The organism is Streptomyces candidus (assembly GCF_014207445.1).
Lineage (GTDB): Bacteria > Actinomycetota > Actinomycetes > Streptomycetales > Streptomycetaceae > Streptomyces > Streptomyces candidus.
In genome coordinates this window covers 290,852-305,675 of record NZ_JACHEM010000001.1, presented here as the reverse complement: position 1 = coordinate 305,675, position 14,824 = coordinate 290,852, and the positions used below count along the sequence as shown (strand labels likewise).

Here is a 14,824-nt window from a genome sequence, read left to right as displayed (position 1 = left end):
AACGCCCGTGTCCCGGAGGGCACTTCATGAGCGGACCCCTGTGGCTGACGCCCGACGACCGGCAGGACACCCTGCCGGCCATACCGCGCCCGCGCCCGCGCTGGGCCACCGCGACGGCCGCCGACCCGATGGACGAACTCGCCACCCGCCTGCACGGTCTCGTCGAGGCGGCGGTGCACCCCGACGAGATCGCCGCCATCCTCGAATCCGACGGCATGAACGACGAGCACATCAGGCTCACCTACGGCCGGGCCAACTCCTTCGAACTCGCCGAGGACCTCTACGCGCGGGTGCCCCGCGGATACCCGGAGCCCACCCTCCCGCCCGGCGACCCCTGGCACGTCAGCCTGCTGCCGTGCCTGCTGCGCGGCCTGGTCTTCGCGCTGCCCGGCCTGGCGTACGTCCTGGGCGCACCCTTCGCCACCGGCTCGGCGCCCGTCGCGGTACTGCTTGCGAGCGCCCTCACCGGGTGGGCCTGGAACCAGGCGCTGGCCCACCGGGCGTACACCTGGCTGGGGCTCGGCGACCGGCCGGCGGCGGCCCGCGCCCTGCTCGTCGGAGCGCCGCTGGGGGCGCTGCTCGGGACCGGCGTGGCCCTCGCGGTGTCCGGCGCGGGCGAGGGCGGCGCGGTCGCCTTCGCGTCCGTGCAGGCGCTGTACCAGGGCGCCGCGACCGTCCTGCTGGTCCTCGGCCGGGAACGGCTGCTGCTCGCGGCGCTCGCCCCGATGTCGGCGGGCGCGGTCCTCGCTCTGCTGTACGACGTCCCGGACGCGGCCCGCCTCGTGCTCCTCGCGGTGTCGCCGCTCGCGGTGCTGGGGCTCGCGGTGGCGGAACTGCTGCGCGGCGTGCGGGGCGGCCGGCGCGGCCCCGGCGGGCCGCGGGTGCTGGCGTCCGTGCCCTACGGCGTCTTCGGGCTGGCCACGGGTGTGCTCGTACTGCACGTGGCACTGGGCGACGTGCTGGCCGGCGGGGCGTCGGGGGCGGCTGCCGCGCCCGGGGCGGTCGCCCTCACGCTCAGCATGGGCCCGGCCGAGTGGCTGCTGCACCGGTTCCGCAGCGGGACCCTGGCGGGGCTGCGGTCGGCGACCACGCCGGGCGCGTTCCGCAGGGCGTCCGCGCTGACCCTGGCCCGCTGCCTGGGGACCTACCTGCTGGTGCTGGCGGCCCTCGCGACCGCGGGAACGCTGCTGTGGCCACAGGCGGAAGGCTTCGACGGCGCACGGGCCCTCGGGCTGCTGTTCGTCGGCACCCTGATGTGGACGGGGCTGCTGCTCCAGGCGTTCGGCGCGGTCGCCGTGGCGGCCTCGGTGTGCGGGGCCGCGGCCCTCGCGCAGACTCTCGCGGTACTGGGCGGGGCCACTCCCTCGGCCGCGCTGGCCGCCCCGGCGGGCGCGGCCCTGGTGCTGACCGCGCTGGCCTGCGGCACCCTGGGGAGAGCGACGGCGCACCGGCCGTGAGGACGCCCCCGGCCACCCCTGCCGTCAGGAGCTTGAGGACCCGCCCCGTGACCCAGCTGCTCGTCCCGTTCTACGAACATCCCGCCGGCCGCCCCGGCGCCTGGGAGGCCCTCCTGGGCGCCGCCGAGCGGCTCCACGGGGTGATCCTCAACCCGGCCAGCGGGCCCGGGAGCGCGCCCGACCCGGCGTTCGCGGCGGTCGCCGGGCGGCTGCGGGCATCGGGGGTGCGGGTCCTCGGGTACGTCGACACGGACTACGCGCGCCGCCCCCACGAGGCGGTGACCGGCGACCTGGTGCGCCACCGCGACTGGTACGCCGCCGACGGCGCCTTCTTCGACCAGGTTTCCTCCGGGCCCGACGCCCTTGCCCACTACCGCAGGCTCGCGGTGGCGGCCCGTGCGGCGGGGGCGGCCACCCTGGTGTTCAACCACGGGGTGCACCCGGACCCCGGATACCTCGACGCGGCCAACGTGCTGGTGACCTTCGAGGGCACCTGGGACACGTACCGGACGGCGGGTCCGCCCCCCGACTGGACGGCGCGGCACCCGGCGGACCGCTTCTGCCACCTGGTGTACGCGGCCCCGGCGGACGTCGGCGCGCTCGCGGCCGGACGGGGCGCGGCGGTGCACTGCGCGGTGCCGGGCGACGGCGCGCACCCGTGGGGGACGCTGCCGTACGGGCTGGACGCGGTGACGTCGCCGTGAGGGGGCGGCACGCGGCGCTCTGGGCGGTGCTGTTCCTGTTCCTGGCGGCCGGGTGCGCCGACGCGCCCGGTCCTGCGCCCGGCCCCACCGGGCCGGCTCCCGCGCCCACCGGCCCCCGGTGGCAGCCGCGCCCGGGGCCGGCCTGGCAGTGGCAGCTCAGCGGGGAGCTGGACCTGTCGGTCGACGTGCCGGTGTACGACGTGGACGGCCACACCACCTCCGCCGGGACGGTCACCGAGCTGCACGCCGAGGGCCGCAAGGTCATCTGCTACCTCTCCACCGGGGCGTGGGAGGAGTTCCGCCCGGACGCCGCCCGGTTCCCCAAGGAGGTGCTCGGCAGGAGCAACGGGTGGGAGGGCGAACGCTGGCTCGACATCCGGCGCACCGACGTCCTGGAACCCCTGATGGCGGCCCGCATGGACATGTGCCGCGAGAAGGGCTTCGACGCCGTCGAGCCGGACAACATGGACGGTTACGACAACAGGACCGGCTTTCCGCTCACCCCCGCCGACCAGCTCCGCTACAACCGTCTGATCGCGCGCCTCGCCCACGACCGGGGCATGGCGGTCGGCCTCAAGAACGACCTCGACCAGATCCCGGAACTGGTGAAGGACTTCGACTTCGCCGTCAACGAGCAGTGCGCCGAGTACCACGAGTGCGCGAAGCTCAGCCCGTTCATCGAGGCGGACAAGGCGGTCTTCCACGTGGAGTACGAGGTGCCGACCTCGCGCTTCTGCGACGAGGCACGCGCCCTGCGCCTCAGCTCCATGCGCAAGAACTACGAGCTGGACGAGTGGCGCGAGCAGTGCTGAGCGCGGCACGGGCCCGCTTGACCGGGCCTCGACCCGGGGCGAGAGCCACAGCGGCCAGGTCCCGCTGACCGGGCCCTCACCCGGGGCGAGCACCACAGCGGCCCGGCCCCGCTGACCGGGCCTCACCCCAGGGCGAGCACCACCAGGGCCGCCGTCGCCGCGGTCTCCGCGAGCGCCCCGAACACGTCCCCCGTCACCCCGCCGAACCGTCGCACGCAATGCGCCAGCAGCACCTGGGCGGCCCCCAGGGCGCCCAGCACCGCCAGCGCGTGGTGCAGGGCCCCGCACGGTCCCAGGGCGAGCCCCGCGGCCGCGCACAGCGCCGTCACCACGACGCACGTCAGGACCGCGCGGCGCTGTGGGACGACCCCTGCCACGGCGGCCCCCAGCCCTTCCGGCCTGGCGGCGGGCACGCCCGCGCGCGAGGCCAGGGTGAGCGCCAGCCGGGCGGCGACGCCCGCCACCAGCGCGGCGAGTGCGCCGTGCGCCCACCCGGCCGCGTACAGCTGTGCCAGTGCGGCCACCTGGGCGAGCAGCGTGAACAGCAGCGTGATGACGCCGAACGGCCCGATGTCGGACTGCTTCATGATGTCCAGCGCCCGCGCGGCGGGCTTGGCGCTGCCGAGCCCGTCGGCGGTGTCCGCGAGACCGTCCAGGTGCAGCCCCCGGGTGAGCGCGGCCGGTACGGCGGCCGACGCGACGGCGGCGAGCAGCGGGCCTGCGCCGAGCACCAGCACGAGTCCGCCCAGTGCCGCCGCGCCCAGCCCGGCCACCGCGCCGGCGAGCGGTGCGCACAGCATGCCCGCGCGGGCGGCCGCGCGGTCCCAGCGGGTGAGGCGCACGGGGAGGGCGGTGAGGGTGCCGAAGGCGAAACGCAGGCCGTCGGCGACGGAAGGGGGCGCGGACGGCGGGGGAGCGGGAGACGGGGCGGGCGGGGGAGTGGTCACCGGGCGCAGGCTATCCCCCGGGCCCGGCCGGTAGGTTACGCATCAGGCACAAAACCGGCAAAGCGGAGTGGGTGGCATGGGTCACTGGATCTACCGGAACCTCGTCGAACCGGGAAAGCTCCCGCTCTTCCTCGCGCTGCTCTCCTTCGTCCTGTCCTTCCTGGTCACCCGCACCATCACCCGCCTCATCCGGGCCGGCAAGGGTCCCTTCCGGAACGTCACCCCGGGTGGCATGCACATCCACCACGTGGTCCCCGGCGTCGTCCTCACCACCGTCGGCGGCTTCGGCGCCGTCTCCAGCGGCCGGCACGGGGCGGGCGCGGCGATCTGCGCGGTCCTCTTCGGCCTGGGCGCGGGACTGGTCCTGGACGAGTTCGCGCTGCTCCTGCACCTGGACGACGTGTACTGGAGCGAACAGGGCCGTACCAGCGTCGAGATCGTGGTCCTCACCGCCGCGCTGGTGGTGCTGGTGCTGACCGGTTTCCTGCCGTTCGGCGTGAACGACCTGACGCAGGAGGAGGCGCAGAACAGGGGCCTGTTCGTCACGAACATCGTGCTCAACGGAGCGTGGTCGGTGATCGCCCTGTTCAAGGGCAAGGTGCGCACGGCGCTGTTCGGGGTCGTCGTCCCCTTCGTCGGTGCCGTCGGCGCGGTCCGGCTGGCCCGCCCCCACTCGCCCTGGGCGCGCCGCTTCTACCGCCGCAGGCCCCGGGCGCGGGCGAGGGCGGCGCGCCGCGCCTACCGGCACGATCGCCGCTGGACCCGGCGCAGGCGTGCCCTTCACGACTGGATCGGCGGCGCCCCCTCGTCCCGCCCCTGAACGGGACCGTCGCTGCGCGGGACGGCACGGCCCCGGCCGGCCGGCCGTCGCTCGCGGAGCCCGCGTACCGCCCGCTCGGCGAGCATCAGAAGGAACACCCCGAGCAGTGCCGCGATGTGCTCCTTGCCCGCCAGGTTCGGCTTGACGATCACCTCGACGACCATCGCGAGGACGACCAGGCCGGCCGTCCAGTGGGCCCCGTACCGCCCGCACACGTACAGCGCGAGGCCCACCACGGCGGCCGAGGGGCCGGTGTCCACGACCGCCCTGTCGGCCTCCGGCAGCCCGATCGCCGTCTCCGGGCCGAGCGCGACGCCCACGCGCGCGTAGAGCGTGCCGGACAGGGTGGCGACGTACGCGAGGAAGAGGGTGCGCAGGCGCCCCAGGCAGATCTCCGCGACGCCGAACACCAGCAGCATCTGGGCGAGCGCCCCCCACACCGGCAGGTCCGGGGCCGGCACGAACAGCGACAGGGGCGTGCGCAGCAGTGCCAGGGGCAGCGGGTCCTGCGCGCGCACCGCCCCGATGTTCTGGACCGTCCGATAACCCCATTCCTGGTTCTGCACGATCTGGAACAGCAGAGTCAGACACACGGCGACGAGGGTCATCGGGACGGCCCGCCAGGTACGGGCCACCAGCGCCTCGCGCACGCGCGCGTACAGCGGCCCCCACTCACGGCGGGCGAAGCGCCGGACGGGCGAGCCGGCGGGAGCCGTCGCGCCGCTCACTGTCTCTTCCCCGTGCCCAGGTGCTTGCGGTGCATCCACTTGGGCAGGCCGGGGGCTTCGAGGAAGCCTTCCGCGCGGCCTGCGGCGAGGCCGATGCGCAAGAGATCGGCACTCTTCTCGAACAGCATGAAGCGGGGCTCCCAGATCGGTCGGTACTTGGCGTTGGCCCGGTACAGCGACTCGATCTGCCACCAGCGCGAGAAGAAGCTGAGCAGGGAACGCCACAGCCTCAGCACCGGTCCCGCACCGAGGCGTGCACCACGCTCGAAGACCGAGCGGAACATGGCGAAGTTGAGCGACACCTGAGTGACGTCGATCTCTTCGGCGCGCTGGAGGAGTTCGATCACCATGAACTCCATCAGCCCGTTCTCGGCGTCCCGGTCGCGCCGCATGAGGTCGAGGGACAGCCCCTCGGGCCCCCACGGCACGAAGCTGAGCACGGCCCGCAGTTCGCCCTGGGCGTCCGTGCACTCCAGCATCACGCAGCGCCCGTCCGCCGGATCGCCCAGCCGGCCCAGCGCCATCGAGAAGCCGCGTTCGGTGGCCCCGTCGCGCCAGTCGTCGGCCCTGCGCAGCAACTCGGCCATCTCCGCCTCGGGGATCTCCTCGTGGCGGCGGATGCGCACCTGGTACCTGGCCCGCTTCACCCGGTTGTACGCCTGCCGCACGGTGCGCATCGCGCGGCCCTCCAGGGTGAACTCGGCCGTCTCCACGACGGCCTCGTCGCCGAGTTCGAGCGCGTCCAGCCCGTGCCGGGCGTAGATGGTGCCGGCCTCCTCGCTCGCGCCCATCACCGCGGGCACCCAGCCGTGCTCCCGGGCCTCGGCCAGCCACGGCTCGATCGCCCCCGGCCACGCCTCGGGATCGCCGATCGGGTCGCCGGACGCCAGGGACACCCCGCCGACCACCCGGTAGGTGACCGCCGCCTTCCCCGTGGGCGACCAGACGGCGCTCTTCTCGCGGCGCAGCGAGAAGTAGCCGAGCGAGTCGCGCTCGCCGTGCCGGGACAGGAGCGCGCGGAGCTTCTCCTCGTCCTCCTCCGACAGCGGGTCCACGGCCCGGCGGGAGCGGAACGCGGCCAGCAGCACGCCGATCAGCAGGGCGGTGCTCATGATGTTGATCAGTACGTTGACCCAGCCGGGCGTCATGATGCCAGCGAACTGGGCGTCCGGCGCGGCCAGCGTGATCAGCCGGGAGGCCCCGTACCGCCAGCGCTCCAGGAACGTGGACGAACCCGCGCCGTGCGAGGCGGTGTTGGTGACGGTGACCAGCAGTGCCGCCAGCAGCGAGGTGACCAGCAGGCCGCCGACGGCCACGAACGCCGCCAGCTTCGGGTTCGACCGGTCGCCCTTGGCGTAGAACTCCCGCCGCCCCAGCAGCAGCGCCACGAAGAACGCGCCGGTGAGCGCCAGGGAGACCCAGTTGCGCCCGTACTGGCGGATCTCCGGGACGGCCATCACCAGTGCGAACAGCAGCAGGAGCAGGCCGCTGAGCACCGTGTTCAGGATCCACGCCGCCCGCTTGCGCCGCCGCATCGTGACCGCCATGACCAGCGCGAACAGCCCCGAGGCGAAACCGGCCGTCAGCAGGTACGGGGTGAAGTGGTCGCCGTCGTTGTGCCGCCGCAGGTCATTGCCGAGGGAGACCCACACCGCGCTCAGGAAGCAGACGAACGTCACGACGCGCAGGTACCAGACGGCGAAGGAGGCGCTGCGCCGCGACAGCTTCGTGCCGCGGCGCGCGGCCGGCGTCCTGGCGGGTGGGGCTTCGGTGACCAAGCGGACATCTCCCATAAAGCGCGATGATATGGGGCATTTCTCCGCTTGAGGTGTTGTGTCCCGGGATGTCCGCGAGGACTGCCGGGGGTGGACTCAGCCGTCCAGGCCCTCGTCCGCCCCGTCGCTTCCGGTCCTCTCCGCGTCAGCGGTTCCCTCCCGAACCGGCAGCTCCGCGGCGAGCGCGGCGGCGGCCTGTACGAGGGGGAGTGCGAGCAATGCCCCGGTTCCTTCCCCCACAGTGACGCCCTGGTCGAGCACAGGGTTGAGCGCCATCCGGTCCAGCGCCTTCGCCTGCGCCGGTTCGCCGCTCGCATGCCCCGCCAGCCACCAGTCCGGCGCCCGGAACGCGGCCCGCTGCGCCACCAGCGCACACGCCGCCGACACCACCCCGTCCAGGATCACCGGCGTACGCCGCACCGCGCACTGCAGCAGGAAGCCGGTCATCGCCGCCAGGTCCGCGCCGCCCGCCGCGGCCAGCAGCTCCAGCTGGTCGCCGAGGACCGGCCGGGCCCGCCGCAGCGCGTCCCGCACCGCCGCGCACTTGCGCATCCACGCCAGGTCGTCGATGTGCGCGCCGCCGCGCCCGGTGACCACCGAGGCGTCCGTGCCGCACAGCGCGGCGATCAGGGTGGCGGCGGCAGTGGTGCCGCCGACGCTCAGATCCCCGAGGACGACCAGATCGGTACCGGAGTCCGCCTCCTCGTCCGCGACGGCCATGCCCAGCCGTACGGCGGTCTCGGCCTCCTCCAGCGTCAGCGCGTCCTCGATGTCGATGCGCCCCGAACCGCGCCGCACCCGGCGCCGCACGACCTCCTCGGGCAGCAGTGCCGGGTCGCAGTCCAGGCCCGCGTCCACGATCCGCACCTGGACGCCGACACGCCGCGCCAGCACGGCCACCGGGCTCGCCCCGTCCAGCGCGGCCCGCACCAGCAGGTGGGCGGACCCGGCCGGGCGGGCGGACACGTTCAGCTCGGCGACCCCGTGGTCACCGGCGAACAGCACGACCTTGGCCCGCTCGACCGGCCTGACGGGCACCGTCCCCTGCGCTGCGGCCAGCCACTCGCCCAGCTCGTCGAGGCGGCCGAGCGTGCCGGGGGCCACGGCAAGGCGCTCGCGGCGGTCCTCGGCATCACGCCGCACGCCGCTGTCGGGACGTTCGATCAGGTCGGAGAAGTCGTCGAGATTCAGCGCGCTCATTCGCCGAACAGTACCGGCCGAACGGCCCGGTCCTGAGAGCCCGCACCCTCCTCGTGCGGGCCCCGCCCCCGCGCGGGTCCGCTCGCGCCGCTCAGCGCAGTACCAGCGCCTGCCCCGCCACCACCAGCAGCACCTGCTCGCACTCGGACGCGAACGCCGCGTTCAGACGGCCGAGTTCGTCACGGAAGCGGCGACTGCCCGCCGACGCGGGGACGATCCCCGACCCCACCTCGTTGCTCACCACGACCACCGTGCGCCGGGTGGCGCGCACCGCCGCCACCAGCTCCGCCGTCCGCTCCCGCAACGCCTGCTGCCCGCCGGACGCCCACTTCTCGTCGTCCCACGCCCCGACCCGGTCCATCGCGTCCGTCAGCCACAACGCCAGGCAGTCGATCAGCAGCGGCGGCCCGTGCTCGGCGAGCAGCGGCACCAGCTCGCACGTCTCCTCCGTACGCCAGCTCCCCGGCCGCCGTTCCCGGTGCAGCCCGATCCGCTCCGCCCACTCGCGGTCACCCTCGCGCCGGCCACCGGTCGCCACGTAGACGACGCCCGGGAAGCCCGCCAGCCGCCGCTCCGCCTCCACCGACTTGCCCGACCGCGCGCCGCCCAGCACCAGCGTCCGCCGCGGCACGTCCGGCACCTCGCGGTACGCCCCGACCACGAGCGTCGTCCCGTCCGGCACGATCCGCGCCCCGAGCGCCGCCAGCCGCCGCTCGGTCTCCGCACCCGCGGGAACGTCGTGGTCCAGGTGCACGGCGACCACGTCGGTCGTCGCGTCCACCGCCCCCCGCATACGCAGCCCGGCCAGCGCGTCCGGCCGCCGCACGGCATCCATCACCACCATGTCGTACGGGCGCGCGCCGCCGCCCTCACCGGCGGGCGCACCCCCGGGCGGCAGGTACAGCAGCCGGTTGCCCTCCGCCGACGTCACCTCGTACCCGGTCCCGGGGGAGTCCATGGGCACCGCCCGCACCCGGTGTCCGCTGATCAGCGTCAACTCCTGGCCGTCCGGCACCCGCCCGGCCCGCGGCAGCCCCGGTGGCAGTTCCACGGGCGGCCCGTCGTGCGGGTGGGTGAGCAGGACCTGCCGTACGCCGCCCAGCGAATGCCCCGCACGGGCGGCGGCCAGCGCCGCCCCGGGGGTCAGGTCGAGCAGCAGCGCGTTGTCCACCAGCAGCGCGGTGGCGGCACGCGCGTGCGTGCCGCGGGCGGTGGCGCACGTCGCGCAGGGGCAGGCGGGGCGGGGCAGGCCGGTGGGTGCGCCGGTACCGAGGAGAGTCAGTTCCACAGGACGATCCTCCCGCGTCCTTGTGCGCGCTGCGCGCCCGGCTACGCTGCGAGCAGCATCTGATCGACCCGGGAGGCGTACATGGCGTGGACGTGGCGGTTCGAGACGGCGGACGGGACAGAGGTCCAACCGGCGGTGGAGCCGGAGGAGTTCACCACACAGGGGGACGCGGAGTCCTGGCTCGGCGAGGTCTGGAAGGACCTCCTGGAGGGCGGCGCCGAACAGGTGGTCCTCTCGGAGGACGGGACGAAGGTGTACGGGCCGATGAGCCTGCGGGCGGACGGCTAGGGGGCGGGGCGGGGGCGGGCGTACGAGGAGGGGTGGCGGGGGAGTCCTTCAGCCCGTCCGGTGCCCCCGCCGCCCAAAAGGGCTACGAGGGGGGCCGCCCCAGAGGGCTACCGGGGCGGCCCCCGCCCGAGGGGGGGGCCGCCGCCCGAGGGGGGCCGACGCCTCGCTCAGATCTCCCCGAGGGTCACCTCCGCCGTGGCCTTCCCGCCGTCCCGGACGTAGTCCACCTTCGTCTTCTCGCCCGGCTTCGACGAAGCCAGCAGTTCCGTCAGCGACGTGATCGTCTCCACCGGCTTCCCGCCGATCGCGGTCACCACGTCCCCCGGCTTCAGTCCCGCCTCGGCCGCCGCTCCGCCCGGCTGGACGGCGACCACCGCCACGCCTGCCGGCTGGAAGTCGTCACCCAGTACCGTCCGCCCGGTGATCCCGAGCGCGGCCCGTCCCGAGTCCGTGACCTTTCCGGTCCTGATGATCTGGTCGGCGACCGTCTTCACCATCGACGCGGGGATCGCGAACCCGATCCCGGGCGCGGGTCCGCCGCCCATCTGCGGGTCGCTGGCGGCCAGGGTGGGGATGCCGATCACCCGGCCGTCCAGGTCCACCAGCGCGCCCCCGCTGTTGCCTGGGTTGATGGCCGCCGAGGTCTGCACCATGTTCCCGATGGTGGCCCCGGGCCCGGCCCCGGTGCTGGGCTCGCTCACCGTGCGGCCGACGGCGGAGACGATGCCCTGGGTGACGCTGCTGGACAGCCCGAGCGGACTGCCCATGGCCAGGACGATCTGTCCGACCTCGACCTTCGCCGAGTCCCCGAGCGGGGCCGGCTTCACCCCGTCGGGCACCTTGTCCAGCTTGAGGACGGCGAGGTCCTGTTCCGGGTACGTCGCCACGAGTTTCGCGCCCACGGGGGCCCCGCCCTCGGTGGCGACAGTGACCTTGAACCGCTTCTCGTTGCCCACCACGTGGGCGTTGGTGACGACATGGCCGCTGTCGTCGTAGACGACTCCGGAGCCGAGTCCGCCGCTCGCGTCGATCTGCACGACCGAAGGCAGCACGTTCTTGATCACTCGCTGGTAGTCCTGCTCCAGTTGCCGGGGGTCGGAGGCACCGGAGCCCTGGGAGGGCGTGGCGGACGCGGAGACGGCCGCCGATCCGGACGGCGCGAGGGCGCTCGGAGCGGGTTCGGAGCACCCGGCAGCCCCGGCCACCAGCACGGAGCAGACGCTCAGCGCGACCAGCGCGCGGCGGCGGGCCGGGGCGCCGGGGAGAGGGAGGAGACGTGCACGGAGGAGTGAAGATCGGTCGTCCATGTCTGGAGTGTCCCTTCTGTCCGTACGGCACGGCCCGCCGGAAGGGGCCGATCAGGGGGCCTGGGGCACGGCCGACTCCGCGTGCAGGAACTGCGTCGCGGCCAGTTCCCCGTAGAGCGGGTCGCCGGAAACCAGCTCCGCATGCGTGCCCACGGCCCGTACCTTCCCCGCGTCCATGACCACGATCCGGTCGGCGAGCGTCACCGTGGACAGCCGGTGCGCCACCACCAGCACCGTCGTCTCCCGCGCCGCCTCCGCGACCGCGTCCCGCAGTGCCAGCTCGTTCACCGCGTCGAGCTGCGAGGTCGCCTCGTCCAGCAGCAGCAGCCGGGGCTTGCGCAGCAGTGCCCGCGCGATGGCGACGCGCTGCCGCTCACCGCCGGACAGCTTGGACCCCCGGTGTCCGACGACCGTGTCCAGCCCGTCCGGCAGCCGCTCCACCAGCCCGTCCAGCCGGGCCTTGACCAGCACTTCCCGTATCGCCTCCGCCGAGGCGTCCGGGGCGGCGAACACCAGGTTCTCCCGCAGCGTCCCCGCCAGTACCGGCGCGTCCTGTTCCACGTACCCGATGGCGGCGCGCAGCTCGGCGAGCGGCCAGTCCCGTACGTCGCGGCCGTCGACCAGCACCCGGCCGCCGGTGGCCTCGTAGAACCGCTCGATCAGCCCGAACACGGTCGTCTTACCGGCCCCCGAAGGGCCGACGAAGGCGGTCATGCCGCCGCCGGGCACCTCGAAGTCGACGCCGTGATGGACGTACGGAAGATCGTCCCGGTAGCGGAAGGTGACGCCCTCGAAGGCGACCTGCGCGGGACCTCCCGTCACCGGAGCCACCGACGAACCCGGCTCCTCCACCTCCAGCCTCTCCGCGTCCACGATCCGGGCCACCGCCGCCGAACCCACCTGGTACTCGGTGACCGCGCTCACCATCTGGCTGATCGGGTCGATGAGGTAGAAGAGGTACAGCAGGAAGCCGATCAGGGTGGCCACCGAGATCGCCCCCGAAGCCACCCGTGCGCCGCCTATCCCCAGTACTGCCAGGAACGACATCTGGACCGCCAGCCCGACCGAACTCCCCGCGAGAGCTTGCCACTTGGCGGAGCGCACGCCGTGCCGCCAGGCCTCCTGCGCGGCGCTCTCCACGACCGATGCCTCGCGGGCCTCGGCCCCCGAGGCCTTGACCGTCCGGAAGGCGCCGAAGGCGCGCTCCAGCACGGCCGAGATCGCTCCGACGGCCTCCTGGGACTGCTTCGTCGCCTGTGCGATCTTCGGCATGACGAACCCGACGGCCCCGCCGATCAGCACGATCACCCCGAGGGTGACCCCGAGCAGCACCGGGTCCAGGACCGCCATCAGCGCGATCGTCGCGAGGAAGGTCAGGCTGCCGGTCGCCGCCGAGACGATCGAACTCGTGGTGACCGAGCGCAGCAGCGTCGTGTCGGAGGTGACCCGGGACATCAGGTCGCCCGGCTGGGTGCGCTCCACCTCGGGCACCCGCAGCCGCAGCAGCCTGCCGATCAGGTTTCGGCGGGCGACCAGGACGACAGTCTCGGCGGTGCGTTCCAGGACGTACGAACCGACGGACGCGATCGCCGTGCCGAGCACCACGAGCGCGGTGAGCAGCAGCAGGAGGCCGACGATCGACCTGTCCTCACCGAGCCGCTCGACGAGCACCATGGCCGCGAGCGGCTGTGCCAGCCCGCTCGCGGCGCCGATCAGCGTGAACAGCGCGCCGAGCGCGACGGCCCAGCGGTGCGGACGGAAGTGCTGGTAGAGGGCACGCCAGGTCTCGCGCGCGGGCAGTTTGGGGGTGCTGACCGGTGCCCCGGTCTTTTGCGTTGTCGTGGCCACGTTGAAGAGGACGCGAAGCGGGGCCGCGCGCCTGACCACCGCGGTGAACGGATTTCACCCCGCCGTCAGCCCCGCACCCCGCACAGATGCAGCAGCGCCGCCACCCGCCGGTACGGATCGGTGCGTCCGGCCCGGTCCTCCAGGGCCAGTACCCGCGCCAGCTCGTCCGCGGACGGCGGGGCCACGTCCGGCGCGGCGTCGGTGAAGACCCGCACCCCGTACCAGGCGCGCAGCGGGGCCGCGATCCCGGCGAGCGTGGCGGTCAGCGCGTCGAGCCGGTCCGCCCGTACCGGCAGCCCGCGCCGGTCGGTGTACGTGTCGGTGTCCATGGCGGCCAGTGCCCCCGCCCAGTCCCCGGCCAGCGCCGGCCGCATCGCCAGCGCCTCCGCGTTCCGTACGAGAAGGGACAGCAGCCCGCCGGGCGCCAGCATCCTGCCCAGACCCGCGACCAGGGCGTCGGGCTCCCGCACGTGCATCAGCACCCCGTGGCACAGCACCACGTCGAAGCTGCCCGGCAGGAAGTGCACGCCGGTGTCGCGGCCGTCGCCCTGCATCAGCCGCACCCGCTCGCGGATTCCGGCGGGCTCCACGGACAGCGACTCCCGGGCCGTCGCCAGCATCCGCGCGTCGGCTTCGAGCCCGGTCACCCGGTGGCCGGCCCGGGCCAGGCGCAGTGCCTGCGCGCCCCGGCCCATGCCGACGTCGAGTATCCGCAGCCGTTGCCCGACCGGGAAGCGGTCGGACATCTGCTCGTCGACCTGGCGGGCGACGAGTTCCCGCCGGACCGTGTCGCGCAGTCCCCCCGGCTGCCCCGCGCCCGCCGGACCGGCTCCGCCGGCCGGACCGGACACGTGTGCCGGGCCGGTCGGGCAGGCCGGCCATGCGGCGGAAGCCCCGTCGAGACCCGCCGGATCGGCGGTCGACGGGGCTCCCGGAGAGAGGGGGGCTTCCCGGCTCAGGGCCGTTCCCCGCGTTTGACCTGCGGCTTGGGCAGACGCAGTCGGCGCATCTGGAGCGAACGCATCAGACCGTAGGCCACGGCGCCGCGCAGCGGCTCGTCGGGGAATCGCGCCCGCAGCTGCTTCTTCAGGCGGATCGACAGACCGACCGAGTCGATCACGATCAGCACGATCACCGCCATCCACAGCATCAGCGAGACCGTCTGCAGGTTCCCGATCTGCACCATGCTCAGCACGAGGATGAGCACGGCCATCGGCAGGAAGAACTCCGCGACGAAGAAGCGCGAGTCGACGAAGTCCCGCGTGAAGCGGCGCACCGGGCCCTTGTCACGGAGGGGCAGGTACCGCTCGTCACCGCTGGCGAGGGCTTCGCGCTGCTTGGCGAGGTCGGCGCGGCGGGCCTCCCGCTGGCGCTTCATCGCCTCCTTGCGGTTCGTCGGCGCGGTCACCGCGCTACGGCGCTGCGACTGCGCGACGGTGCGCTTCGGGGTGGGGCGCCCCTTGGGCGCCTGCGGGTCACGGGGCTGCTTGGAGAGGTCGGCAGTCACCTTGTCGGAGACGGCGGTCTTCTCAGCGCTGGAGTTGGCACGGCTACGGAACACAAAACCCAAGGGTACGGGGTGGGACGCATGGACCCCAGCCTTGAGGGGAACGATCCGGCAACACCTCTGTCCTGCGGGCCCGCACACGA

At 74.0% G+C, this 14,824-nt stretch carries 14 protein-coding genes; 5 read left to right on the top strand and 9 right to left on the bottom strand.

The window, feature by feature from the left end; genetic code table 11:
* The first annotated feature begins 26 nt into the window (after window positions 1–26).
* From HNQ79_RS01315 to HNQ79_RS01305, 3 genes are read left to right on the top strand one after another with little or no spacing between them, the layout of a single operon-like run.
* Window positions 27–1,457 (top strand): hypothetical protein, encoded by a 1,431-nt coding sequence (locus HNQ79_RS01315; protein WP_185025877.1) that lies wholly within the window; start codon window positions 27–29, stop codon window positions 1,455–1,457.
* Between the two features lie 47 nt (window positions 1,458–1,504).
* Complete coding sequence (locus HNQ79_RS01310) at window positions 1,505–2,161, top strand: spherulation-specific family 4 protein (protein ID WP_185025875.1); 657 nt, start codon at window positions 1,505–1,507, stop codon at window positions 2,159–2,161.
* The gene (locus HNQ79_RS01305) at window positions 2,158–2,973 is read left to right on the top strand and encodes an endo alpha-1,4 polygalactosaminidase (protein ID WP_229923154.1); all 816 of its coding nucleotides are present in this window, start codon (window positions 2,158–2,160) and stop codon (window positions 2,971–2,973) included. The genes HNQ79_RS01310 and HNQ79_RS01305 overlap by 4 nt, the downstream gene beginning before the upstream one ends.
* A 122-nt stretch (window positions 2,974–3,095) precedes the next feature.
* On the opposite strand, the gene HNQ79_RS01300 is transcribed toward HNQ79_RS01305, so the two are convergent.
* Entirely contained in the window at window positions 3,096–3,920 is an 825-nt protein-coding gene (locus tag HNQ79_RS01300; protein ID WP_185025873.1) for an adenosylcobinamide-GDP ribazoletransferase, read from the bottom strand.
* 76 nt (window positions 3,921–3,996) lie between these two features.
* Between HNQ79_RS01300 and HNQ79_RS01295 the strand changes: the two genes are divergently transcribed.
* Window positions 3,997–4,740: a hypothetical protein gene (locus HNQ79_RS01295; RefSeq protein WP_185025870.1), complete on the top strand. Its 744-nt coding sequence runs from the start codon at window positions 3,997–3,999 to the stop codon at window positions 4,738–4,740.
* Here the strand turns inward: HNQ79_RS01295 and HNQ79_RS01290 are convergent.
* The 4 genes from HNQ79_RS01290 to HNQ79_RS01275 all read right to left on the bottom strand — a co-directional run bounded on the left by HNQ79_RS01290 (window position 4,701) and on the right by HNQ79_RS01275 (window position 9,731).
* The gene (locus HNQ79_RS01290; RefSeq protein WP_229923155.1) at window positions 4,701–5,468 is read right to left on the bottom strand and encodes a hypothetical protein; all 768 of its coding nucleotides are present in this window, start codon (window positions 5,466–5,468) and stop codon (window positions 4,701–4,703) included. The genes HNQ79_RS01295 and HNQ79_RS01290 overlap by 40 nt on opposite strands.
* Window positions 5,465–7,261: a phosphatidylglycerol lysyltransferase domain-containing protein gene (locus HNQ79_RS01285; protein ID WP_185025868.1), complete on the bottom strand. Its 1,797-nt coding sequence runs from the start codon at window positions 7,259–7,261 to the stop codon at window positions 5,465–5,467. The genes HNQ79_RS01290 and HNQ79_RS01285 overlap by 4 nt, the downstream gene beginning before the upstream one ends.
* Before the next feature lie 78 nt (window positions 7,262–7,339).
* A complete protein-coding gene (cobT, locus tag HNQ79_RS01280) occupies window positions 7,340–8,443 on the bottom strand; it encodes a nicotinate-nucleotide--dimethylbenzimidazole phosphoribosyltransferase (protein ID WP_185025866.1) in 1,104 nt (367 codons plus the stop codon).
* A 91-nt stretch (window positions 8,444–8,534) separates the two neighbouring features.
* A complete protein-coding gene (locus HNQ79_RS01275; protein WP_185025864.1) occupies window positions 8,535–9,731 on the bottom strand; it encodes a bifunctional adenosylcobinamide kinase/adenosylcobinamide-phosphate guanylyltransferase in 1,197 nt (398 codons plus the stop codon).
* Window positions 9,732–9,812: 81 nt separating this feature from the next.
* Between HNQ79_RS01275 and HNQ79_RS01270 the strand changes: the two genes are divergently transcribed.
* Complete coding sequence (locus tag HNQ79_RS01270; RefSeq protein WP_185025862.1) at window positions 9,813–10,019, top strand: hypothetical protein; 207 nt, start codon at window positions 9,813–9,815, stop codon at window positions 10,017–10,019.
* 167 nt (window positions 10,020–10,186) lie between these two features.
* Here HNQ79_RS01270 and HNQ79_RS01265 read toward each other — a convergent pair whose 3' ends face one another.
* The 4 genes from HNQ79_RS01265 to HNQ79_RS01250 form a co-directional block, all read right to left on the bottom strand.
* Window positions 10,187–11,326: a S1C family serine protease gene (locus tag HNQ79_RS01265; protein WP_185025860.1), complete on the bottom strand. Its 1,140-nt coding sequence runs from the start codon at window positions 11,324–11,326 to the stop codon at window positions 10,187–10,189.
* A gap of 51 nt (window positions 11,327–11,377) precedes the next feature.
* A complete protein-coding gene (locus tag HNQ79_RS01260; protein ID WP_229923156.1) occupies window positions 11,378–13,174 on the bottom strand; it encodes an ABC transporter ATP-binding protein in 1,797 nt (598 codons plus the stop codon).
* A 65-nt stretch (window positions 13,175–13,239) separates the two neighbouring features.
* Window positions 13,240–13,971, bottom strand: a complete 732-nt coding sequence (locus tag HNQ79_RS01255; protein WP_185026535.1) for a class I SAM-dependent methyltransferase — start codon at window positions 13,969–13,971, stop codon at window positions 13,240–13,242.
* A 158-nt stretch (window positions 13,972–14,129) separates the two neighbouring features.
* On the bottom strand, window positions 14,130–14,735 hold the full coding sequence (locus HNQ79_RS01250) for a DUF3043 domain-containing protein (RefSeq protein ID WP_185025858.1): 606 nt from the start codon (window positions 14,733–14,735) through the stop codon (window positions 14,130–14,132).
* Window positions 14,736–14,824: the final 89 nt, after the last annotated feature.

Coding starts and splice junctions, on each gene's coding strand:
- HNQ79_RS01315 (WP_185025877.1), top strand. CDS start 27: ATGAGCGGACCCCTGTGGCTGACGCCCGACGACCGGCAGGACACCCTG.
- HNQ79_RS01285 (WP_185025868.1), bottom strand. CDS start 7,261: ATGGGAGATGTCCGCTTGGTCACCGAAGCCCCACCCGCCAGGACGCCG.
- HNQ79_RS01270 (WP_185025862.1), top strand. CDS start 9,813: ATGGCGTGGACGTGGCGGTTCGAGACGGCGGACGGGACAGAGGTCCAA.
- cobT (WP_185025866.1), bottom strand. CDS start 8,443: ATGAGCGCGCTGAATCTCGACGACTTCTCCGACCTGATCGAACGTCCC.
- HNQ79_RS01295 (WP_185025870.1), top strand. CDS start 3,997: ATGGGTCACTGGATCTACCGGAACCTCGTCGAACCGGGAAAGCTCCCG.
- HNQ79_RS01265 (WP_185025860.1), bottom strand. CDS start 11,326: ATGGACGACCGATCTTCACTCCTCCGTGCACGTCTCCTCCCTCTCCCC.